23 protein-coding genes are annotated in these 22320 nt (G+C 34.4%); 9 read left to right on the plus strand and 14 right to left on the minus strand.

The genetic code is table 11. The annotated features are described in order from the left end of the window. Positions 1 to 32: 32 nt before the first annotated feature. The 6 genes from ACZ5CF_RS03430 to ACZ5CF_RS03455 all read right to left on the minus strand — a co-directional run bounded on the left by ACZ5CF_RS03430 (position 33) and on the right by ACZ5CF_RS03455 (position 6504). On the minus strand, positions 33 to 878 hold the full coding sequence (locus ACZ5CF_RS03430) for a tetratricopeptide repeat protein (RefSeq protein ID WP_464580389.1): 846 nt from the start codon (positions 876 to 878) through the stop codon (positions 33 to 35). Beyond that, on the minus strand, positions 875 to 1915 hold the full coding sequence (locus ACZ5CF_RS03435) for a vWA domain-containing protein (RefSeq protein ID WP_464580390.1): 1041 nt from the start codon (positions 1913 to 1915) through the stop codon (positions 875 to 877). Before ACZ5CF_RS03435 ends, ACZ5CF_RS03430 begins: the two co-directional genes overlap by 4 nt. 8 nt (positions 1916 to 1923) lie before the next feature. Next, positions 1924 to 2922: a vWA domain-containing protein gene (locus tag ACZ5CF_RS03440; protein WP_464580392.1), complete on the minus strand. Its 999-nt coding sequence runs from the start codon at positions 2920 to 2922 to the stop codon at positions 1924 to 1926. A 2-nt stretch (positions 2923 to 2924) separates the two neighbouring features. Then, the gene (locus ACZ5CF_RS03445; protein ID WP_464580393.1) at positions 2925 to 4553 is read right to left on the minus strand and encodes a BatD family protein; all 1629 of its coding nucleotides are present in this window, start codon (positions 4551 to 4553) and stop codon (positions 2925 to 2927) included. Between the two features lie 2 nt (positions 4554 to 4555). Further along, complete coding sequence (locus tag ACZ5CF_RS03450; RefSeq protein WP_464580395.1) at positions 4556 to 5422, minus strand: DUF58 domain-containing protein; 867 nt, start codon at positions 5420 to 5422, stop codon at positions 4556 to 4558. An 80-nt stretch (positions 5423 to 5502) separates the two neighbouring features. Then, the gene (locus tag ACZ5CF_RS03455) at positions 5503 to 6504 is read right to left on the minus strand and encodes an AAA family ATPase (RefSeq protein WP_464580396.1); all 1002 of its coding nucleotides are present in this window, start codon (positions 6502 to 6504) and stop codon (positions 5503 to 5505) included. 163 nt (positions 6505 to 6667) lie between these two features. On the opposite strand from ACZ5CF_RS03455, the gene ACZ5CF_RS03460 reads away from it, so the two are divergent. Genes ACZ5CF_RS03460 through ACZ5CF_RS03480 form a run of 5 tightly spaced genes read left to right on the plus strand, consistent with a single transcriptional unit; the run spans position 6668 to position 11404 of the window. After that, positions 6668 to 7543, plus strand: coding sequence for an aldo/keto reductase (locus ACZ5CF_RS03460; RefSeq protein WP_464580397.1), 876 nt, complete (start codon positions 6668 to 6670; stop codon positions 7541 to 7543). A gap of 14 nt (positions 7544 to 7557) precedes the next feature. Beyond that, positions 7558 to 8316, plus strand: coding sequence for an SDR family NAD(P)-dependent oxidoreductase (locus ACZ5CF_RS03465; protein ID WP_464580398.1), 759 nt, complete (start codon positions 7558 to 7560; stop codon positions 8314 to 8316). Between the two features lies 1 nt (position 8317). Continuing rightward, positions 8318 to 9529, plus strand: a complete 1212-nt coding sequence (locus tag ACZ5CF_RS03470) for a C40 family peptidase (protein ID WP_464580399.1) — start codon at positions 8318 to 8320, stop codon at positions 9527 to 9529. Between the two features lie 5 nt (positions 9530 to 9534). After that, the gene (locus ACZ5CF_RS03475; RefSeq protein ID WP_464580401.1) at positions 9535 to 10671 is read left to right on the plus strand and encodes a DUF5929 domain-containing protein; all 1137 of its coding nucleotides are present in this window, start codon (positions 9535 to 9537) and stop codon (positions 10669 to 10671) included. Between the two features lies 1 nt (position 10672). Further along, positions 10673 to 11404, plus strand: a complete 732-nt coding sequence (locus ACZ5CF_RS03480; RefSeq protein ID WP_464580403.1) for a metallophosphoesterase family protein — start codon at positions 10673 to 10675, stop codon at positions 11402 to 11404. Between the two features lie 47 nt (positions 11405 to 11451). Here the strand turns inward: ACZ5CF_RS03480 and amaB are convergent, their stop codons facing one another. The 3 genes from amaB to ACZ5CF_RS03495 form a co-directional block, all read right to left on the minus strand. After that, complete coding sequence (amaB, locus tag ACZ5CF_RS03485; RefSeq protein WP_464580405.1) at positions 11452 to 13005, minus strand: L-piperidine-6-carboxylate dehydrogenase; 1554 nt, start codon at positions 13003 to 13005, stop codon at positions 11452 to 11454. A gap of 84 nt (positions 13006 to 13089) precedes the next feature. Then, entirely contained in the window at positions 13090 to 13623 is a 534-nt protein-coding gene (locus ACZ5CF_RS03490; RefSeq protein ID WP_464580406.1) for a 3-hydroxyanthranilate 3,4-dioxygenase, read from the minus strand. Positions 13624 to 13773: 150 nt separating this feature from the next. Beyond that, positions 13774 to 14280: a CAP domain-containing protein gene (locus ACZ5CF_RS03495; RefSeq protein WP_464580407.1), complete on the minus strand. Its 507-nt coding sequence runs from the start codon at positions 14278 to 14280 to the stop codon at positions 13774 to 13776. Between the two features lie 265 nt (positions 14281 to 14545). Between ACZ5CF_RS03495 and ACZ5CF_RS03500 the strand changes: the two genes are divergently transcribed. From ACZ5CF_RS03500 to ACZ5CF_RS03510, 3 genes are read left to right on the plus strand one after another with little or no spacing between them, the layout of a single operon-like run. Next, complete coding sequence (locus ACZ5CF_RS03500; RefSeq protein WP_464580409.1) at positions 14546 to 15607, plus strand: isoaspartyl peptidase/L-asparaginase family protein; 1062 nt, start codon at positions 14546 to 14548, stop codon at positions 15605 to 15607. A 19-nt stretch (positions 15608 to 15626) separates the two neighbouring features. Further along, positions 15627 to 15947 (plus strand): antibiotic biosynthesis monooxygenase family protein, encoded by a 321-nt coding sequence (locus ACZ5CF_RS03505; protein WP_464580411.1) that lies wholly within the window; start codon positions 15627 to 15629, stop codon positions 15945 to 15947. A gap of 36 nt (positions 15948 to 15983) precedes the next feature. Next, positions 15984 to 17639, plus strand: coding sequence for a glycerol-3-phosphate dehydrogenase/oxidase (locus tag ACZ5CF_RS03510; protein ID WP_464580412.1), 1656 nt, complete (start codon positions 15984 to 15986; stop codon positions 17637 to 17639). A 3-nt stretch (positions 17640 to 17642) separates the two neighbouring features. Here ACZ5CF_RS03510 and ACZ5CF_RS03515 read toward each other — a convergent pair whose 3' ends face one another. Next, positions 17643 to 18644, minus strand: a complete 1002-nt coding sequence (locus ACZ5CF_RS03515; protein ID WP_464580413.1) for an NAD(P)H-dependent glycerol-3-phosphate dehydrogenase — start codon at positions 18642 to 18644, stop codon at positions 17643 to 17645. A 130-nt stretch (positions 18645 to 18774) separates the two neighbouring features. Between ACZ5CF_RS03515 and ACZ5CF_RS03520 the strand changes: the two genes are divergently transcribed. Further along, positions 18775 to 19689 carry a nicotinic acid mononucleotide adenyltransferase gene (locus ACZ5CF_RS03520; protein ID WP_464580414.1) on the plus strand — a complete coding sequence of 305 codons (915 nt, stop codon included), beginning with the start codon at positions 18775 to 18777 and terminating at the stop codon, positions 19687 to 19689. 66 nt (positions 19690 to 19755) lie between these two features. Here ACZ5CF_RS03520 and nadD read toward each other — a convergent pair whose 3' ends face one another. The 4 genes from nadD to ACZ5CF_RS03540 all read right to left on the minus strand — a co-directional run bounded on the left by nadD (position 19756) and on the right by ACZ5CF_RS03540 (position 22292). Continuing rightward, positions 19756 to 20343 carry a nicotinate (nicotinamide) nucleotide adenylyltransferase gene (gene nadD / locus ACZ5CF_RS03525; protein ID WP_464580415.1) on the minus strand — a complete coding sequence of 196 codons (588 nt, stop codon included), beginning with the start codon at positions 20341 to 20343 and terminating at the stop codon, positions 19756 to 19758. Further along, on the minus strand, positions 20343 to 20927 hold the full coding sequence (gmk, locus tag ACZ5CF_RS03530) for a guanylate kinase (RefSeq protein WP_464580416.1): 585 nt from the start codon (positions 20925 to 20927) through the stop codon (positions 20343 to 20345). The genes nadD and gmk overlap by 1 nt, the downstream gene beginning before the upstream one ends. Then, on the minus strand, positions 20927 to 21784 hold the full coding sequence (locus ACZ5CF_RS03535) for a YicC/YloC family endoribonuclease (RefSeq protein ID WP_464580417.1): 858 nt from the start codon (positions 21782 to 21784) through the stop codon (positions 20927 to 20929). The genes gmk and ACZ5CF_RS03535 overlap by 1 nt, the downstream gene beginning before the upstream one ends. Positions 21785 to 21848: 64 nt before the next feature. After that, positions 21849 to 22292: a DinB family protein gene (locus ACZ5CF_RS03540; RefSeq protein ID WP_464580418.1), complete on the minus strand. Its 444-nt coding sequence runs from the start codon at positions 22290 to 22292 to the stop codon at positions 21849 to 21851. Positions 22293 to 22320 lie beyond the last annotated feature (28 nt).

Consider the following 22320-nt stretch of genomic DNA (forward strand, 5'->3'; position numbering starts at 1 on the left):
GCTTTAGTTTAATTCTAAAATAGCTTTTTAAGTTACCAATCTTTTTCTGTTTTTACTTTTGCTCCTTTTACTTTTTTAGCATTAAGCTTTTCTTGAACTTTCTTTTCTTCGTTGCTCATAGCTTTTAGCAACGCTTTTATTTGCTGAGGTGAAAGCTGACTTTTTCTTGGTTGCTGCTGTTTGTTTTCTTCTTTTTTGTCTTGTTGGTTATTTTGGTTATTATTTTGTTGATGGTCTTTATTTTCTTGATCTCCTTTGTCTTCTTTATTGTTGTTTTCGTTTTCTTTATCTTCTTTATTATCTCCTTGCTGGTTTTGATTGTTGTTTTCTCCTTCGCCGTCCTTTTTATCTTTTTGGTCTTTGTTATCGTTGTTGTTTTGATCCTGATCGTTGTTTTGTTGCTGTTCTTGTTGTTGCTTTTTTAAAAACTCTTTAGCTAAAGCTAAGTTATAACGTGTTTCATCGTCTTCAGGATTATTTCGTAAAGCTTCCTTATAGGCTTCTACGGCTTTATCATATTCTTTATTTTGCATAAAAACATTCCCCATGTTATGATAGGCTTTATGCTTTTGTGTTTTGCCTTCTGCTATTTCTGCTGCTTGTTTGTACTTAGCAAAGGCTTCATAATATTTTTGGTCTTCGTATAAGGTATTACCTAAATTGTAACGCGCTATTGTATTTTTTTGATTAGTTGCAATTGCCTTACGGTACGTTGCTTCTGCCTGAATTTTATTGTTATCTGTATAAGCTTTATTTGCTTGAAAAGTTAACTCGTTTGATTTTTTTACAGCTTTACGGTTTTCTTTGCTTTCTTGTGCAAAGAGAAAGCTGTTTATTAAACAACATAAAAGGCTTAGTATGATTAATTGTTTTTTCATGCCTGTTTTTCGTTAAATAAGTTTAGCCTTTGTAACCAAGCTGTTTTGCGTTCTAAAACAAAAACATCTAACAATAAAAAGAATAATGCAGCACCTAAAAACCACTGAAATTGGTCTTTATAATCTGCAAATTGTTTAGCCTCGAACTCTTTTTTATCCATTTTTAAAAGCGTCTCTGCTACAAAATTTACCGCATCTTCAGTGTTGCTTCCATTTATATAAGCACCATTTCCGTTTGTAGCAATCTCTTTTAATATACTTTCATTAAGTTTAGTGATAACTACCTCGCCATCCGAATCTTTTTTGTAAGTCTCAATAATACCGTTTCTTTTTTCAGGAATTGGAGCACCTTTTGTTGTACCAATACCAATAGTGAAAACTTTTATTCCTTCGTCTACTGCATCTTCAACAGCTTCAACTGCTCTATCAGAGTGGTCTTCTCCGTCAGAAACTATTATAAGCACCCTATTGGTCTGATCTTGATCATTGTAATACGTTTTGGCTAACTCAATAGCACTGTCTATGGCAGTCCCCTGAGAAGACAGCATATTTGTATTCATGCTTGCTAAAAACATTTTAGCAGCAGCAAAGTCTGTTGTAATTGGTAGTTGCGGGAAAGCTTGTCCGGCGTATGCTATAATTCCAATTCTATCGCTGGCAAGGTTATTTATAATTTCAGATACAATGCGTTTAGCTTTTTCTAATCTGTTCGGAGCTATATCTTCGGCTAACATACTTTTAGAAACATCTACTGCAAAAACAATATCTACTCCTTCGCGTTTTACAGTTTCTAATTTTGTTCCAATTTTAGGGTTTACCAAAGCAATAGCTAAAGAAGCAAAAGCTAAACAAAGTAACAGCAGTTTTATAACACTTTTATTTGGTGATCTGTTAGGGATTAGCTTTTTAAGCATGGTTTCTGATGCGAACTTTTTTTGTGCTCGCTTTTTCCATAGCTGCAATACAATGTATCCCACAATAATCAAGGGGATTATTGAGAGTAAATAAAAGTATGATGTTTGCTCTAGTTGATACATTGTTTTTTTTAAATAAAACTTCTAAATACAGTTACACGCAAAAGCCATTCTAAAAACAGTAACCCAAAAGCAAATAAGGCCAAGGGTCTAAATTTTTCGTCGTAATTATAATACTTAAATTCTTCTATTTCGGTTTTTTCTAGTTTGTTAATTTCATTATAAATTTCTTCTAGTTTCTTGTTGTTAGTGGCTCTATAGTATTTTCCGCCGGTTTTTTGAGCTATGTTTTTTAAAAGGTCTTCGTCTATTTCTACCGGTCTGTACCCATATCTAAAACTACCATCAGGGTTATATGCTACCGGAGTTAATGCATTGCCGTTTGTGCCAATACCAATAGTGTAAGTTTTAATACCAAACTCTACAGCCAATTCTGCAGCTGTAGAAGGCTCTATAAAACCACTGTTGTTTACACCATCTGTTAGTAAAATAATTACTTTACTTTTTGCTTTACTTTCTTTTATACGGTTTACAGCAGTTGCCAAGCCCATACCAATAGCAGTGCCATCTTCTAACTGTCCAAAGGTTATTTCTTCTAAAGAATTTAATACAATGGTTTTATCGCTGGTAATGGGTGTTTTTGTAAAGCTTTCTCCGGCATATACAACGAGTCCAATTCTATCGTTTGGTCTTCCTTTAATAAACTCTGAGGCTACATTTTTTAGAGCAGTTAGTCTGTTGGGCTTTAAATCTTTAGCCAGCATACTCGAACTAACATCTATAGCCATAATAATATCTATTCCTCTGGTAGTTTTAGTTCGGGTAGATACCTCTTGAGTTTGAGGCCTTGCCATTGCTGTAATAATAGCTGCCAAAGCAAACATTCTTAAAGCAAACAAAGCATGTTTGCAAAATGTTATTAGCTTGTTTTCTTTAAAACCTTTTGTGTTAGATATATGTACAGAGGCTGTTTGTTTGTAACGTTTTAAAACATACCAAGCCAGGGCTGCCGGGATAGTTAACAGCAGCCAAAAGAACTCTGGATTAGCAAATTGTACGTTACCTAGCATAATTAAATTTCTGTTTTAACATCTATAGATTCTAAAATTCTATCTGCAATTTTATCAGCATACTCATCATTATCTGGCCAAACAACAATAATTTGTTGTATAAAACCTTTACCTCCAAAAGTTACAATAGCATATTTCCCTCTTTGCCATTGCTCTTTTGATGGTTTTTTAAAGCTACCCGAACCATAAGTTTTAATGCCTTTTATACCGCTTTTAGAGGTAAACTCTTCTTGTTTGGTTAATAGGTTTTTTGCGCCTTGTTCTGAAAGTTGTTGTAATGCAAAATTTATTTCGTTTTCAAAAGGGGCATCCTGGTCTTGAGTTTTAAACAATAATGATTTTACGGTAACCTGAATAATGTTTTTAGAATGAGCATAGTTAAATACTGCAAAAGAGGAAAGTTCGTTTTCTTTTTTGGGGTTGTTTAATTTACCTCTAACAAGTACTTGCGGGGTTTCTATAAAAACTGGTGGGTAACCATAATCACTGGCAACCCAGTCTTTGTTTAGTAAAACTTTACTCGGATGTCTAAACACAGTATCTTTAACTGTTTTGCCTCCAAAAACTGCAATTGCCACTCCGGCAGAAACAAGTAAAACAGCAGCAGCAGTTAGTAAAGCAAATTTTATTTTCTTTCTTTTTTGGGCTTTACGTAATGCTTCTTTATAAGCTTCTTCTTCAAGCAGCTCTTCTTCGCTTGGTTCCGGGAGGGCTTCTTTTGTTTTAACAATAATATTTTGAATAGTTGTTTTGTCGTTTTCAGCTGTTTTGGTATCAGGTTCAGACTTGGCAAACTTTACTAAATCAGCTGTTTCTAATACTTTTTTAAATTGTATGATAGTTTGATCGTCTAATGAAAGCTCACCAGACTCTTTAAGTAATTGCAACCTGTCTATTAATTGCTGAGTAGTGCTTTCTAAGGCAGCAATGTGTACTTCGTCTTCTAAATAGCGTCTAACAATATTGGTTAGTTGTGAATAATATGTTTTGTATTCTGATTGGATGAGGTATTTTGAATGCTCAAGATTTTCAAGCTCTTGTAAAGCACGCTCATATGGTGGTAGCTGGGCAATTTTTTCTTCCTCTGTTAAAGGCTTTTTTCTAAAAACAAACCAATAAACCAATGCCCCAACAGCAAGCAATACTAAAAACCAAATTAAAAGCTGTTTTAAGAGCCCCGAATACGATTTTTGCACCGCAACAATAGGTTTAATATCGTATAGTTTTTGCTTGGTAGTATCTACCGGGACATTTAAAACTTTTATGGAAATAGAGTCTGTAAACCAGTTTTTGTTGTTTATTAAAACACGTTGTTTTGGGAGTGTATAAGTTCCCGAATCAAATTGTGTTAAACCATATTTTTTAATGTATGTGAGTTTAGCTTGAGAGATAATAGTATCTGGGGCAGATTCTTCTATTACTTCAAGCGGTAAAAAGGTTTGTCCTTCGGGCAAAATAACTTGGCTTGCAGAGTCTGTTTTTACAGTAAGCGTATAGGTTATTTTTTCTCCAATTTTAATTTGCGAAGTATCTACTACTGCTTTTACTTCTTGCGCATAGCCTTTTGTAATGGCAATAAAGCATATTAACAGAATACACTGTTTAAAGTATGTAAAAAAAACACCTCTCATACTCATGCACGTTGTTTAAAATAACCTAAAAGTTTTTTTACATAGCTCTCATCTACACAATTTTCTATAATCCCTGCGCCGCTTTTTTTAAAGGCATTTAAAAAATAATCAACCTGCTTTTTGTAATGCAGTTCGTATTTTTTTCTAACGTTTTTAGATTGTGTATTAACCCAAATATATTCTTGCGTTTCATTATCAAAAAACTGAACTAAGCCTATATTAGGAATACTTTCTTCTCTTTTATCAAAAATTCTAATTCCGGTTACATCGTGTTTTTTTGCAACCAGTTTTAATGTTTGCTCGTAATTATCTGTCATAAAATCTGAAAGCACAAAAACAATGGCTTTCTTTTTTAAAACATTAGAAAGGTATTTAAGCGCTTCGGAAATATTAGTTTTAGTGTGTTTAGGCTCAAATTCTATTAATTCTCGGATGATTCTGAGAACGTGCGATTTTCCTTTTTTGGGAGGGATAAAGAGCTCTACTTCATCAGAAAATAAAATAAGCCCTACTTTATCGTTATTCTGAAGCGCCGAGAAAGCTAATGTAGCCGATATTTCTGTGATAATATTTTTTTTAAACTGCTCTTGTGTACCAAAAAAAGCCGAGCCACTTACATCTGCCATTAACATTAGGGTTAGCTCACGCTCCTCTTCAAAAACTTTAATATAAGGCTCGTTGTATCGGGCAGTTACGTTCCAATCTATATTTCTAACATCATCACCGTATTGGTATTGTCTCACCTCACTAAAGGTCATCCCTCGGCCTTTAAAGGTAGAATGGTATTCTCCTCCAAAGACGTGATCAGACAGCCTTCTGGTTTTAATCTCAATTTTACGTACTTTTTTTAATAGCTCTTTTGTATCCATCGTGCGACAAGCAATTTTTAAGAATTGCATTTTACGGTTGGTTGTTGGGAGTAAGTATTAGTATAACCAACTCCGGAATACTATGGTACTTCTATTTGATTGATGATGGTATTTATGATGTCTTCTGAAGTGACATTTTCTGCTTCTGCTTCGTAAGTAACACCAATTCTGTGGCGTAAAACATCATGTACAACAGCTCTAACATCTTCTGGTATTACATAACCTCTACGTTTAATAAAGGCATAGCATTTAGCAGCAGTAGCAAGATTTATACTTCCTCTTGGCGAAGAGCCAAAACTAATTAGATGTTTTAAATTATCTAGATTATATTTTTCGGGATAACGAGTAGCAAAAACAATATCTAAAATGTATTGCTCTATTTTCTCGTCCATATAAACTTCTCTAACAGCTTGTTGTGCTTGCAGGATTTGTTGCAAGGTAACTACCGGTTTAATTTCCGGGAACCCACCTTTTAGGTTTTGCCTTATTATAAGCTGCTCTTCATTCATTTTTGGGTAATCTATCACAGCTTTTAACATAAAACGGTCTACTTGGGCTTCGGGCAATGGATAGGTGCCTTCTTGTTCTACCGGGTTTTGGGTAGCCATTACCAAGAAAGGTTTATCTAATATAAAAGTTTCATCGCCAATAGTAACTTGCTTTTCTTGCATTGCCTCTAATAAAGCAGATTGCACTTTAGCAGGAGCTCTGTTAATCTCATCTGCAAGCACAAAATTGGCAAATATGGGCCCTTTTTTTATAGAGAAATCACTTTCTTTTACATTGTAAATAAGTGTTCCAATAACATCGGCAGGAAGTAAATCTGGGGTAAATTGAATTCTGCTAAAAGAACCCTGTACAGCTTTTGCAAGGGTGTTAATGGCAAGTGTTTTTGCCAATCCAGGAACCCCTTCAAGCAGTATATGCCCTTGTCCGAGTAGTCCAATAAGTAATCGTTCTACCATGTGCTTTTGCCCCACAATTACTTTGTTCATTTCTAATGTGAGGATATCTATAAAAGCACTTTCTTTTTGTATTTTCTCGTTTATTGCACTAACATCTATAGTAGAATTCTCTTCCATAAGCATCTAAATTTTAAGAGCCTGAATATACTAAGCTAATTTTAACATTACAAATTGATTAATTTATTTGCGTTTTTGCTGTTAATAATTGGTTAAAAGTTATTGCTAGTATTAGGTTTTAAGGAAGTTTTAAGTTTATTACTTTTAAAAAGATTAAAGAAGCATGAAAGAACAAATTAATTTTTCTAGAATAATAGCAGGAACAATGAGTTGGGGTAGCTGGGGAAAGCACTTAAACACAACCCAAATGGCTGCTTTAATTGTGCATTGCACCTCGGCCGGAATAACTACTTTTGATCATGCCGATATTTATGGCGGATACACTACCGAAACAGCGTTTGGCGAAGCATTTAAAAAAAGTAAGATTGCAAGAGACAACATTCAATTAATTAGTAAGTGCGGAATTCAATATATAGCGCCTTCAAGAGACAATAAAATTAAGCATTACGAATACAGCAAAGAATATATTACTTGGTCTGTAGAAAACTCTCTTAAAAATTTACAAACCGATTATTTAGATGTACTTTTATTACATAGGCCCAGTCCGTTAATGGATCCGGATGAGATTGCTCAGGCTGTAACTGAACTAAAAAAGGCGGGTAAAATTTTACAATTTGGAGTATCTAATTTCTCACCGGAACAAACCAGCTTAATTGCCTCTAAAACAGAGGTGGTTATAAACCAAATAGAATGTTCTATAACTCATTACAAGCCTATGTTAGATGGGGCTTTAGATTACATGATGTTGCATAAAATTACACCAATGGCTTGGAGTCCATTAGGGAAATTGTTTAGAGAAAAAACAGAGCAAACCACCCGAATTCATCAGGTTATGCTAGATTTAATGGTTAAATATGAAGCCACTGCAGATCAACTTGCGTTGGCTTGGCTATTGCAACATCCTGCAAAAATTCATCCTGTAATCGGTTCAACAGATTTTAATAGAATTAAAAATGCTGTACATTCACAAAACATAACATTATCTTCAGAAGATTGGTTTTCGCTATTAGTTGCCAGTCAGGGACATAAAGTTCCATAAACGAAATCAAAAAAATGAAAAACAAAACAGTTTTAATAACCGGAGCAACCAGTGGCATTGGGTTAGCTACAGCCAAAATATTTGCTAAACACAAAGCAAACCTGATTATTTGTGGCAGAAGAGAAAGCCGTTTACAATCACTTAGTAACGAGTTAAGCGCTATAACCAAAGTACATTTTTTATGTTTTGATGTAGGCGATAAAGGCCAAGTATTTAATGCTATAAACAGCTTACCCGAAGCCTTTTCTAACATTGATATTTTAATTAATAATGCCGGAAATGCGCACGGATTAGAACCTTTTCATGAAGCTAATATTGATGATTGGGATGCTATGATTAATAGCAACGTAAAAGGGTTATTATACGTGTCTAAAGCAGTAGCGCCAAAAATGGTAAAACAAAAAAGTGGGCATATTATAAATGTAGGCTCTATTGCAGGTAAAGAAGTATATCCAAAAGGGAATGTGTATTGCGCTACCAAACATGCCGTAGATGCTATAAACAAAGCTATGCGAATAGATTTACATACATACGGAATTAAAGTTGGAGCAGTAAATCCGGGGTTAGTAGAAACAGAATTCTCCATGGTGAGGTTTAAAGGAGATAAAGAAAGAGCAGCACAAGTTTACAAAGGATATAAAGCACTTAATCCGGAAGATGTTGCCAATATAATTTATTTTATGACCACATTGCCTCCACATGTAAATATTGCCGATTTAGTGGTGGTCCCAACAGATCAAGCCAATAGTTATTTAGTAAATAAAAACCAGTAAAATGAAAAAGTTAAGCTTTTACATAATTACCTTAATAATTGTGAGTTTTAGTGTTTCTTGTGCTAAGAAAGAGCATAACAACATATTAAATATAACAAACAAAATAGTAGATAGCCTACAACAAATTTATGCGCCGGATAAAAGAGTTGCGTGGTTTGCAATTACTCCGGAAACTGTAAATAAAAAGGTGCTTTTAAAAGGAAGTACAACAGAATCTGAGGCATACAGGGTACTTAAAGAACAATTAAATAAAAAAGGGATAATTTTTACAGATAGTGTTGAGGTTTTACCAGAAACAGCTATGCAATATAAAAAGGGGGTTATAAACAACTCTGTAGCTAATATTAGAAGTAATAAGGGGCACTCTTCAGAGCTTGCTACGCAAGCTACACTAGGGACTCCAGTAAAAATATTTAAACATGATGGCGACTGGTATTTAGTGCAAACTCCAGATAATTACATAGCATGGGTAGATCACGGAGGCATTGCCGTGCTTAACAATAACGAGTTTTCTTCATGGCAAGCAACACCAAAAATAATTTACACGCAAACAATGGGGTTTTCGTATAGTGAGCCAGATACATCTTCTCAGGTAGTTTCAGATTTAGTGGCGGGCAGTATTTTAGCGTTAGAATCTGAAGACAATAAGTTTTATAAAGCTAAATATCCTGATGGTCGTGTAGCATATGTTTTAAAAAAAGAAGCAATACCATATAGTGACTGGGCAGCAAACGCAAAACCCGAAACAGCTACTTTAATAGAAACATCTAAAAAACTTTTGGGGGTTCCGTATTTATGGGGTGGAACCTCGGTTAAAGGAGTGGATTGTAGCGGATTTACTAAAACTATTTATTTTTTAAACGGAATGATTATTCCAAGAGACGCATCACAACAAGTGCATGCCGGTATTTTGGTAGATGATAAAAAAGACTTCTCTAAATTACAACCCGGAGATTTGTTGTTTTTTGGGAAAGAAGCAACAGACTCTACCAAAGAGAAAGTAGTGCATGTTGGTATGTGGATTGGAAATGGGGAATTTATACATGCTTCAGGACGAGTTAAAATTAATAGCATGAATAAAAATGCACCGAATTTTGATGCATTTAATTATAATCGTTATTTAAGAACTAAAAGAATAGCACATCAAAAAACTCCCGGGCTTACCTATTTAAACAATGCTAACATATTTTTAGCTGCTAATAACAAAAAGTAATAAACATGATTAATAAACGCTTGTTAGTAAAAAAACTACTCGCTCATAACGATGAGAATAGCTTTTACGACAAAAAGCGTTACATAAATATTAGCGAAAAAGAAGGGAAAGCTAAGTTTTTAAAACATGTTTGTGCACTTGCCAACTCTAACCCCAATAATAATAGTTATATAGTTGTAGGAGTAGAAGACGGTGAGAATAAAATTATAGGTGTTGATTTTTTTGATGATAGCAAAATACAAAACTTAATTAACGCTTATTTAGATAACGCACCACAAGTATCGTATGAGAATATTCCATTTCCAAATTTACCCGAAGGAAAAGTAGTTGGGCTGGTAACTATAAGGTCTAACGGCAAGATTTGCTCTCTCAGAAAAAACATCTGGAAATATTATGGAGGATCGGTTTTTTTTAGAGAAGGCAGCATAAGTATGCCAAGAAACTTTGATATAGAAATTAAAGATACCAACTCAGAGATTGTTGCTGCCATAGAGCAAAGCGCTAAAAATAATATTGAGCTTACACTAGATGCGGTAGTAGATTTTTTAATAAACCGGCATAAAGACTTAGAGTCTAACTATAAAGTTTTTAAAGAGCAATTTGTAGTTTGCTGGGCTGGAGTTCCCAAAAAGGTAAATAACGAAACCTACTACTCTAGAGTAGATATAGAGCTTATCAACGAGCAAGTAAAGTTGTTTTATTCTGCACTAGATGAGGTAACTATAAGTTTTAATGAAACGTCCTTTACAACTACAGAGTACGTTCAGCTTGGATTGGGCGATCAACAACAATATTACCCGTTAGAAACGGTTACCATTACATTTAATGATAATGGTTCGTATAAGTTAGATAGCACCATGCTTTTTAATCCGCCTCAATTTGATAAAAAAACACTATATCACATCTATAACGCTAACAACTTTTTACTGCAAAAATTAAAAAAGAACATAAAACTATCGTCCAGAGAAGAAAAAGATTTAAAAGCATTGCCGGCTACCCATTTAATTTGTTATTTAAATGGTTTTGATGAAGCTAAAGAAAAACTAGAAAAACATCGAGCTGTTATTAAAGAATACGACTCAGAAGCATATGCATCGTTAAAAGAAGCACTAAGAATTTTACGTAAAGTAAAGTATAATTAATATGGCAAGAACGTTAGTATTTGGAGATATTCACGGAGGATTTAAAGCCCTGCAACAAGTTTTTAATAAAGCAAACATTACAAAAGAAGACAAGCTTATTTTTTTAGGAGATTATGTAGATGGATGGAGTGAAGTTATAGAAGTAATAGATTTTTTAATCTCATTAAATGCCACTCACAACTGTGTTTTTATAAAAGGAAATCACGATGATTTATGCTACCAATGGTTAAAAAACAACACCAACAATCCGCTTTGGTTACAGCATGGTGGTCAAGCTACAATTGATGCCTACAGTAAACTATCTGAAAGTAAAAAAAAGGAGCACATATATTTTTTTGAAAACAACTTGGTTAACTATTATTTAGATAACCAAAATAGGCTTTTTGTGCATGCAGGGTTTACAAATTTACATGGTGTTACACATGAATATTTTCCGGAGATGCTTTATTGGGATAGAACGCTCTGGGAGATGGCTTTAGCAATGAATGAGCAGCTACCAAAAAATCATGCATTTTACCCCAAAAGGCTTCAACACTACAAAGAAATATACATTGGGCATACACCAGTTACCAGAATTGGCGAAACAAAACCATACAATGCAGCGAATGTTTGGAATATAGACACCGGAGCAGCCTTTAAAGGACCACTGACAGTTTTAGATGTAACCACAAAAAGGTTTTGGCAAAGCCAACCGGTACATGAGCTTTACCCTAACGAGAACGGAAGAAATTAAAAAAGGCTGCCATGCTGCAGCCTTTTTAATTATTAATTGCTTAAAAATTATAAATCAAACTTAATACCTTGTGCTAATGGCAGCTCGGTTGTGTAGTTAATTGTATTGGTTTGTCTGCGCATGTAAATTTTCCATGCATCAGAGCCGGATTCTCTACCGCCACCGGTTTCTTTTTCTCCACCAAAAGCACCTCCAATTTCAGCACCACTTGTACCAATATTTACGTTGGCAATACCGCAATCGCTTCCGGCATGACTTAAAAATCTTTCAGCTTCACGTAAATTATTAGTCATAATTGCAGAGCTTAACCCTTGTGCCACATCATTCTGAATTTCTATGGCATTTTCTACATCTCCACTGTATTTAAGTAAGTATAAAATAGGAGCGAAGGTTTCGTGTTGTACAATCTCATAATGGTTTTCTGCCTCTACTATTGCAGGCTTAACATAGCATCCGCTTTCGTAACCGTCACCTTCAAGCACGCCACCTTCAACTACAATATTACCACCTTCTGCAACCACTTTTTCTAATGCCTCGTTATACATTCGTACGGCATCCGTATCAATTAATGGTCCTACATGGTTGTTTTCGTCTAATGGGTTTCCAATTCTTAATTGCTTGTAAGCATCTACCAATGCATTTTTTACTTGATCGTAAATAGACTCATGAATAATTAATCTTCTGGTAGATGTACAGCGCTGACCGCAAGTTCCTACAGCCCCAAATACAGCTCCTATAACGGTCATTTTTAAATCGGCATCGGGAGTTACTATAATTGCGTTGTTACCACCTAACTCTAATAACGATTTTCCTAAGCGCTCACCAACAGTTTTAGCTACTATTTTACCCATTCTTGTAGAACCAGTGGCCGAAATTAACGGTACACGCTTGTCGGTTGTCATAAACTCACCCACTTTGTAATCGCCATTAATTAGGCAAGAAATACCTTCGGGTAAATTATTTTCTTTTAAAACTTCGGCTATAATATTTTGGCATGCTATACCGCAAAGTGGAGTTTTTTCGCTGGGTTTCCAAACACAAACATCACCACATACCCAAGCTAAAGCAGTATTCCAAGACCAAACAGCAACAGGGAAATTAAAAGCAGAAATTATACCTACAATTCCGAGCGGATGGTATTGCTCGTACATGCGGTGTCCGGGGCGTTCTGAGTGCATAGTAAGACCGTAAAGTTGCCTAGATAAACCTACTGCGAAATCGCAAATATCAATCATCTCTTGCACTTCGCCATAACCTTCTTGAAGCGATTTCCCCATTTCATAAGATACAAGTTTACCAAGAGGTTCTTTATACTTGCGAAGTTTTTCTCCAAACTGTCTTACTATTTCTCCACGCTTAGGAGCCGGCACTAAGCGCCAAGTTTTAAATGCTTCTTGTGCACGTGCTATAACTTTTTCGTAATCTTCTTTAGTAGTAGTTTTAACTTTACCTATTAAGGCGCCATCTACTGGAGAATATGAAGCAATTTCATCACCATTAGAAAACCAATCCCTCCCGGTAGAAGTACCTTCGTTTACTGTTTTTACACCTAAGGTTTGCAATGCTTTTTCTATTCCAAAATCTGTTGCAACTAATGACATTGTATGTTGTAATTTTAAGGGTTTGTGAAATTTTTCACGAAGGTACAAAATTCCCCCTAAAACAACAGATTGAGCAACAGTTTACTAACCTGTAAAACGACTGTCTGTTGGCATAACTGTACCACAGTTGTTACAGGTTCTTAATTCTTCTGAGTTGTAAAAGTGTTTAAAGTGTGGTAAGAAGTCTTTTTCTATGTCGTGAAGCTCAAAATAAACCTCATGTAATTTATGGTTGCAAGCATCACAATACCATAAAAGGCCATCTTTAAAACCTTTTCCGGCTCTTTTACGTTCTATAACTAAACCAACAGAGCCTTCAGAACGAACGGGAGAATGTGGTATTTTGGCTGGATGAAGATACATATCGCCCGGTCCTAAGTGTATTTCTTTTCGTTCTCCATTTTCTTGAATTACTACGGTAATGTTTCCTTCTAACTGGTAAAAGAGTTCTTCGGTTTCATTGTAATGAAAATCTTTACGAGCGTTTGGGCCACCTACAACCATTACAATATAATCATCTGCCTCGTTATATAAGTTTTTATTACTAACTGGAGGTTTAAGCAGATTACGATTTTCTTGTATCCAGGTGTGTAAATTAAAAGGTTTCTTAACAGCCATTTTTCTTATTTTATAGTAAAAATACAAGAAAAAGACATATTAAGAAACCATGCAACGTACGTAGGTAAAGATTCGGGGGAACTCACTTTAATTTGGGGGAACCGAATATAGCATAGTAGGTTTGGGTTTATAAGTAGTTTAAGCTTATGGCTATTTTCGGTAAAATAACTGTCCAAAATACATTCTGTTGGTTTTGCTAACAGTTATTGAAATTCCTATATGAGTGTAATCCCCTTCTATATTTTTTCTATGACCCTCACTGTTAAGTAAGCCTTCTACTACTGCCTTAGCTGTTTGATCTCCTGAAGCTACATTTTCTCCTACCCTAAGTGCTTTTTCTTCTTTTTTAAGCATGTTAGCTCTTTCAGTAAAATTATCATGGCTAATTTTTCCTTGATCCATCATGTACATATTGTGATCGTATATAATTTTACTGGCCACAGCGCTGGTTTTTAAAGCGGGTAAACCAATAGAAGCTCTGTGTTCGTTTAAAAGCTTTAGCATTTCTTTTTCTATGGCAGAATACTGAGTAGTATCTATCTCCTCATAGATTGCTAATTGTTCTTCTGGAGCAACTGATACATCTTTACTACACGAGATAAAGAAAACAGATGCGGCAAAAATAAGGCATGCCTTTTTTATATTTGTAGGTGTCATAGTAAGTAGGTTTTGTAAGATTTGGTGATGTAAAACTACTTAAACACCGATTAAGTGCAAAATAAATTCGATGAAACGCATTATAGAATGAAGAGTTTTCTTACAGTCTTTTAATCGTGTTAATAGGTATTTTGTCGATAAAGTATTATTGTTGTTGATGTCGTTTAGGGTGTAATTTAAAATGTTAAAATTTTGATTTTTTTTCGGTGTTCGCTTAAAAAAATGTGTACTTTACATGTAATTTAACTATCTAAATATCATTATAATGCGAAAAATTTTAGCTTTCCTTTTAGTTGCCGGACTAAGTTTTCAATGTAAAAAACAAGAAAAAGTAATATCAGATAATGATGTTTCTGTTATAAATAATGAGTCTGTTTTTGCTATTGCCATTCATGGTGGTGCGGGTACTATTTTAAAAGAAAACATGACTCCGGAACTGGAAGCAGCATATACCGCTAAATTAAAAGAGGCTGTAACAGTTGGTTATACCATTTTAAAAAATGGGGGCAGCAGTTTAGATGCAGTAGAGAAAACCATAAATGTTTTAGAAGACTCTCCGTTGTTTAATGCCGGCAAAGGAGCTGTATTTACAAACGAAGGTAAAAATGAGTTAGATGCCTCTATTATGGAGGGTAAAACACTTAATGCCGGAGCTGTAGCCGGTGTAACTAATGTTAAAAACCCTATTAATTTAGCAAGAGCCGTAATGGAAAAATCTGAGCACGTGATGTTTGCCAGAGAAGGAGCCGAAGTTTTTGCACAACAAAACGGAATAGAAACGGTAGACCCTTCTTATTTTTACACAGAAAGCAGAATGAAAGCACTAGAAAGAGCCAAACAGCGTGAAGCAGTTGAGTTAGACCATGATGATGCTCAGACTTCTAATTATGATTCTTTTATAAAAGACAGCAAATTTGGCACTGTAGGTTGTGTAGCATTAGATAAGGAAGGAAATCTTGCAGCAGGAACTTCTACCGGAGGAATGACCAATAAGCGTTGGGGAAGAGTAGGAGATTCTCCTATTATTGGTGCAGGAACATATGCTAACAATAAAACATGTGCAGTTTCATCAACCGGATGGGGCGAATATTTTATAAGAGGCGTTGTTGCTTATGACATTGCTGCTATGATGGAGTATAAACAAGTTTCACTTAATGAAGCTGCTAAAGAAGTTATACAAAATAAGCTTACTGCTTTAGGTGGTGATGGCGGAATTATTGCTATAGACAATAAAGGAAACATTGCTATGGAGTTTAACACAGCCGGGATGTATAGAGCCAGTGTTGATGTTAACGGGAATGTTAATGTAGCTATATACAAAGAATAACATTTTATTTTATAAGATTATGACGAAACCGTATTATGCGGTCATTTTTACTTCAAAATACAGTAGCAACGTGTCCGGATATGCCGAAATGGCTAAAAAAATGATTGATTTAGCCCAAAGTCAAAAAGGGTTTTTAGGTGTAGAAAGCGCCAGAGAAAACCTGGGTATTACTGTAAGTTATTGGCAAACAATAGAGGATATTGCTAATTGGAAAGCAAATTCAGAACATCTTTTGGCACAAGAACTTGGTAAAAGAATGTGGTATAAAGGGTATAAAGTAAGAATTTGTAAAGTAGAAAGAGAATACGAATTTAACACCACTACTTCAGACTTATGTTAGTGCATAACGTTTACCTTTTATGAAAAAACACTAAACATGCAGCAACATATTCCCTTTTCTACAACCTACAGACCGCATATTGTTAAAAAGCTTAGCAATACTTTTTTTGATTTAGTTGTAGTTGGGGGAGGCATAACCGGAGCAGGAATTGCCTTAGATGCTGCTTCAAGAGGATTAAAAGTTGCCTTAGTAGAAAAAGGAGATTTTGCATCTGGCACCAGTAGTAAATCTACCAAACTTATTCATGGTGGATTACGGTATTTAAAGCAATTTAATTTTGTACTAGTAAGAGAGGTGGGTAAAGAGCGTGCAGTAGTACATAAAATTGCACCTCATTTGGTTCAGCCGGAAAAAATGTTATTACCGCTTTTAAAAAACGGTCATAACGGAAAACTCTTAACTGCTGCAGGATTAAAAATGTACGATTGGCTTGCTAATGTAAAATCGGCCGACAAACGTAAAATGCTTACTCCTAAACAAGCAGTTAATTTAGAACCCCTTTTGGCTTCAAAAAAACTTATAGGGGCAGGATATTATGCAGAGTATATTGCAGACGATTCCAGACTTACACTAGAAAACATAAAAACAGCTGTAAAGTATGGAGCTACAGCTTTAAACTACACTAAAGTAATCGGCTTTATAGAAAAAAACGACAAAGTTTGCGGAGTAAATGTAATTGATGTTTTAAACGAACAAAATTATAGTATTAAGGGACATTATGTGGTTAATGCAACCGGACCATGGGTAGACGATTTGCGTATTACAAATCAACCCAATCAACTAAAACAACTACACATAACTAAAGGAGTACATCTGGTTGTAAAACACAGTAAACTGCCGGTACAACAGCCTATTTACTTTGATGTAAATGATGGTAGAATGATTTTTGCCATACCACGTGGCGATGTTACTTATATAGGAACAACAGATACTAATTATGTTTTAAGCAAAGACAAAATTGAAGTAACAAAAACAGATGTAGCATATTTACTAAATGCCGTAGCGCAAATGTTTACCAATGTTAAATTAACTGAAGAAGATGTTATTTCGTGCTGGGCTGGCTTACGTCCTTTAATTCATAAAAAAGGCAAAAAACCTTCAGAGTTATCCAGAAAAGACGAAATATTTGTTGCCAAAAACCAATTAATAAGTATTGCAGGAGGTAAGCTTACCGGTTACAGAAAAATGGCAGAACGTGTGGTTAATACGGTTGTTAAATTTCATAAAAAACAACATAAAAGTAAATTTAAGGAGTGTCACACACATCAAATTCCACTTGTTGGAAATTTGTTTACAAGCTTTACCGATGTAAAATTGTATGCCGATAAAATTTATGATTACTTAAAAGCAGATGGTTTTTTTAAAAACGATGCTTGGTATTTAATTTCACATTACGGAGCGCAAACAGAACATATTTTACGCTATTATAAAACACAAAAATTGATAGATAATAAAGCTAAACTTATAGCTGCAGAATGTGAGTTTTGTATAAAAAACGAAATGGTGGTTACTCCATTAGACTTTTTTATTAGAAGAACCGGTAGAATGTATTTTAACATAGCATCTGTAACCCAATATGCTCCGGTAGTAGTTAATGTATTTACAAAGTACTTTTCATTAACTAAAGCGCAACAAGAAACTATGCTAAACGAAATTCATCAATCTGTTAGAGACCACACAACATTTGTATAATGGCTAGTCTAATTTTTCGGTTAGTTTTTTAAAAACAACTTTAGGGTCTTTTCCTTCGTATAAAATTTCGTAAACCGCATTTATAATTGGGGTTTTACTTTTGCGCTTGTGTTTTTCTATAATTAAATGAGCACTTTTAGCAGCATAATATCCTTCGGCAACCATATTCATTTCCATCATGGCGCTTTTAACGGTATAACCCTTACCAATCATGTTGCCAAACATTCGGTTTCTACTAAATACAGAATATCCGGTAACTAACAAGTCTCCTAAATAAGCAGAGTTGTTTATATTGCGTTTCATTTTATGAACACGCTTAATAAAGCGTTTCATTTCTCTAATGGCATTACTCATTAAAACACTCTGAAAATTGTCGCCATATCCTAAACCATGCGCAATACCGGCAGCTATAGCATAAATATTTTTAAGTACAGCCGCATATTCAGTACCAACTATATCATCAGATATTTTAGTTTTTATATAATCGCTTCTTAAGTTTTTAGCCATAATCTTGGCTTTTTCTTCATCGGCACATGCAATAGTTAAATACGATAAACGCTCTAAAGCCACTTCTTCTGCATGACAGGGGCCGGTAATTACTCCAATATTTTCGTATGGGATATTATATTCTTTATGAAAATGCTCGCCAACAATTAGTCCTGTTTCCGGTACAATACCTTTAATAGCAGAAAAAATTACTTTGTCTTTTAAAGAAACAGTAAGTTTTTCTAGCTCTTTACTTAAAAATGCCGATGGTATAGCAAAAATTAAATAGTCGGCATAGTTTACCATTTCATTAATATTGTTTGTTAGCTTTAACTGCTCAGTATGAAACTCTACAGAGCTTAAATAGTTAGGATTGTGTTTAGCATTAAGTATATGTTCTTTTGCATAAACGCTTCGCATGTACCAACCAACTTCATTTAAGTTTTCGCACAACATTTTAACAATTGCAGTTGCCCAACTACCACCACCAATAACGGCAAATTTTAAATCTTTTTTCATACTCTTTTAGTTAAAGCGGTTCAAAATTAAAGAAAAATAAACTACTTCGTTTTGTGGCTTAAAACCAACAAGTTATGTTTTTTGGCATAAAGATTGGTTTGTACCTATTATAATTTAAAAAAGAAGGCTTATGAAAACTTTAAAATTACTCTTAGCAGCATTACTGGTTTTTAGTGTTAGCGCTTGCCATGTAGAAATTATAGACGATGCTTATGTAGAAGATAACACCATAAGCCTTAACGAACTATTAATGTCGTATGATTTATGGTATGTAGATATCCATAAAACTACAGGAAGTGGCGAGGTGCCTTTTTTACAAAAAGCTTTCACAATCAGTTTTAATTTTGGAACGCTAACTGCAAATAACAATCTTGTTGGATTAGGTAAAACCGGAAATGGTTTAGGAATACCGGTTGCAGATTATTCTACTTTTGGAGATTTTGTTGAGATAGCTCATGATATAGACGGAGTTTGGGAATTACAAGTAATTCAAATAGATGCAAATACCATAAAATTATATCATGCTCCATCACGTACATCGTATTATTTAGAGGGGTATATGAAATATAATTTTGATTATGATTTTGTGTTTTACAACAACCTACACTACTTTTTACAAGAATATGAAGTTTGGGAAAAAGTATATACAAGTACTTTTGGAGCTATAACTGAATTTGATAATGAAAACTATTTACAATTTTTTTCTGATGGAAGCCAATTTGTGTTCAGATCTTCTATAGATAATCCGGGAACTCCAATTAACTATTTGGCCTGGGATTATGAAGGAGTTTATACACTTTTTGATGTGCCTGAAGATTACACATTTAAAACATTAACATTAGATTATGACTTTTTAGGCAATGATTACTTTGAGTTATACGTTATAAATGATAACACTATAGAATTGTATCATCCTGATTCTGAAACAGTTTACAGGTTTAAAGGAAGAGGCTACATACAATATTTAAAATCCGGAAAAACCGAAAAGAAAAGAATAAAACACACAAATCCGGTAATGAACGTAGAAAAAAAACGACAGAATTAATAACTTTTTTGGTTGGTTATTTAGTTTGAAAACCGTCATATCTATTAAAACAGAATGGCGGTTTTCTTATTTATAAAAATTCATCTCGTCTATATACTCCCAAACAGGCTCAGGAAGCAGGGCTCTTACATTTTTGCCGTTGGCAATATCTTGTCTGATTGCTGTTGCTGAAATTTCTACAATAGGCGCATCTACAAACGTAATTTTCGGATGATTTTTAAATTGCTCAGGTACTTGCCCCGAAGAAATTCTTGGGTAAACGTATATGTTATGGTTTTCAAGAATTACTTCATGGTTTTTCCACTTATGAAGACTTTTTAAATTGTCTTCGCCCATTATTAGGCTAAAAGTTTTATCGGGGTATTTTTCTTGTAAATAAGCAAGCGTATGTACCGTATAATTTGGTTGAGGTAATTTAAATTCTATATCGCTTGGTCGTAGTTTTGGGTAATTTTCGGTAGCTCTGTAAACCATCTCAAACCTATGATGGTTGTCTAATAAAGAGCTTTTTTTCTTAAAAGGGCTGAGTGGGGTAACTACCAGCCAAACTTCGTCTAAATTGGTGTGTTCTGCTAAGTGGTTTGCAATAATTAAATGTCCGGTATGAATGGGATTAAATGTTCCAAAAAACAAACCGATATTTTTTCTTGTCATCACACTTTTTTTTTAGCACCAACAAAATCTGCTACTAAATTATAAGCTTCTTGTAAAGCAGTATCTAAGTCATTATTTTTTATAACCACATCAAACTGTGGGGCTGTAGCTAACTCAACAGAAGCTTTAGCAATACGCATATTTATTTTGTCTTCGCTTTCTGTTTTTCGTTTTTTAAGACGTTTTTTTAGCTCATCTACACTTGGGGGTTTTACAAAAACAGCTAAGGTTTGCTCCGGAAATTTTTTCTTAATACGCAACCCGCCAACAACATCAATATCAAAAATTACGTGTTTTCCTTTTGCCCAAATACGTTCTACTTCAGATTTTAAAGTGCCGTAAAAGTTATCTCTGTACACTTCTTCCCACTCTAAAAAATCACCATTTTTAATATGCTGTTTAAATTCTTTTAATGATATAAAATAGTAGTGTTTGCCATCTATTTCACCTTCTCTAGGCTCTCTTGAAGTAGCAGATACAGAAAACTCTAAATTAAGTTCAGGAAAATTAAGTAAATGTCTAACAATAGTTGTTTTACCAGATCCGGAAGGTGCCGAAAAAACTATAAGCTTGCCTTGTTTCACTACAATACGTTTAAAATTTGTTCTTTAATTTTCTCTAATTCGTCTTTCATTTGCACCACTATTTTTTGCATAGGTGCATAATTGGCCTTAGAGCCCATTGTGTTAATTTCTCTACCAATTTCTTGGCAAATAAATCCTAGTTTTTTTCCGTTAGAGTCTGGGGAGTTTAATGTAGTGGTAAAGTAATCTAAATGGTTGGCAAGCCGAATTTTTTCTTCGGTAATATCAAATTTTTCAAGATAATAGGTTAGTTCTTGCTCAAATCTGTTCTCGTCTACTTCTACTTTTAAATCGGCAACAGCTTTTTCTAAACGTTCTCTTACATGTGCAAGCCTCGTAGGATCTAGCTCAATAACTTGCTCTAAAAGCAATTTTATGTTTTTAATTCTCGATATAAAATCTGTTTCTAAAGCTTTACCTTCTTCTGCCCTAAAGGCATCTATTTCTGTAAGCGCATGGTTTAGAGCTTGTGTAATGGCTTTATATTCTTCTTCATCTATTTCGTCTCTATCTGTTTTTAGCGCATCGGGCATTTTTATAGCCATTTTTAACAGCTCTATATCATCTGCATTTACTATGTCTTTTAACTGTTGCATGTACTGTTTAACCACACCTTTGTTTACTTGGGTAGTGGTTTCTTCGCCCGTAATTTCTACATATAAATTAAAGTCTATTTTGCCTCGTACCAGAGCATTGGCAATGGTGTTGCGCATGAGGAGCTCTTTTTCGCGATACAGCGGGGGAATTCTTGTGTTAATGTCGAGGTTTTTGCTATTGAGCGACTTTAACTCTATGGTTATTTTTTTGGTGGGAAGTTGTATTACGCTCTTCCCGAAACCAGTCATAGATTTAATCATGCATTTAAGTTAAAAGTTGCACAAAGGTAATGAAAACAAGAAGTTTCTAACAAATGATTATCACTTAGCGTTTGTAGAAAATATAATCTGTTACCAATGGTTGTAATGAATGTTTTTTAAGTACATTGTTTATTTGCGCTCTATGATGTGTTGAGTGATTAATTACATGAAATAAAATGTCTTGTAAGGTGTTCGAAAAATTTTCTCCTTTGCTGTTTTGATAGTCAATCAGAATATCAAAATCTTCTTGATTAGTTAAAATACCAAAAGTAGTGCGTTGGTTTTGGTAGTGCATATCTGCCCACAGGGTTACATCATGAACTTGCCAAACATCAATATTTATGGGCTGGTCTAAAATTCGGGCATTCCAAATAGCGTGTGCATTTAAAATATGGCTAAATAGTTTGGTTACTTCGTCCGGCAAATTTTTTGTGTTTTCGCAAAACTCAATTAGCTTTTTATTGCAAATAAAATTGTAATCAAACAAATTATTAAAAAACACCTTCATACACTATAGTTTGTAGCGGTTAACATGT

This window comes from Lutaonella thermophila (genome assembly GCF_055387725.1).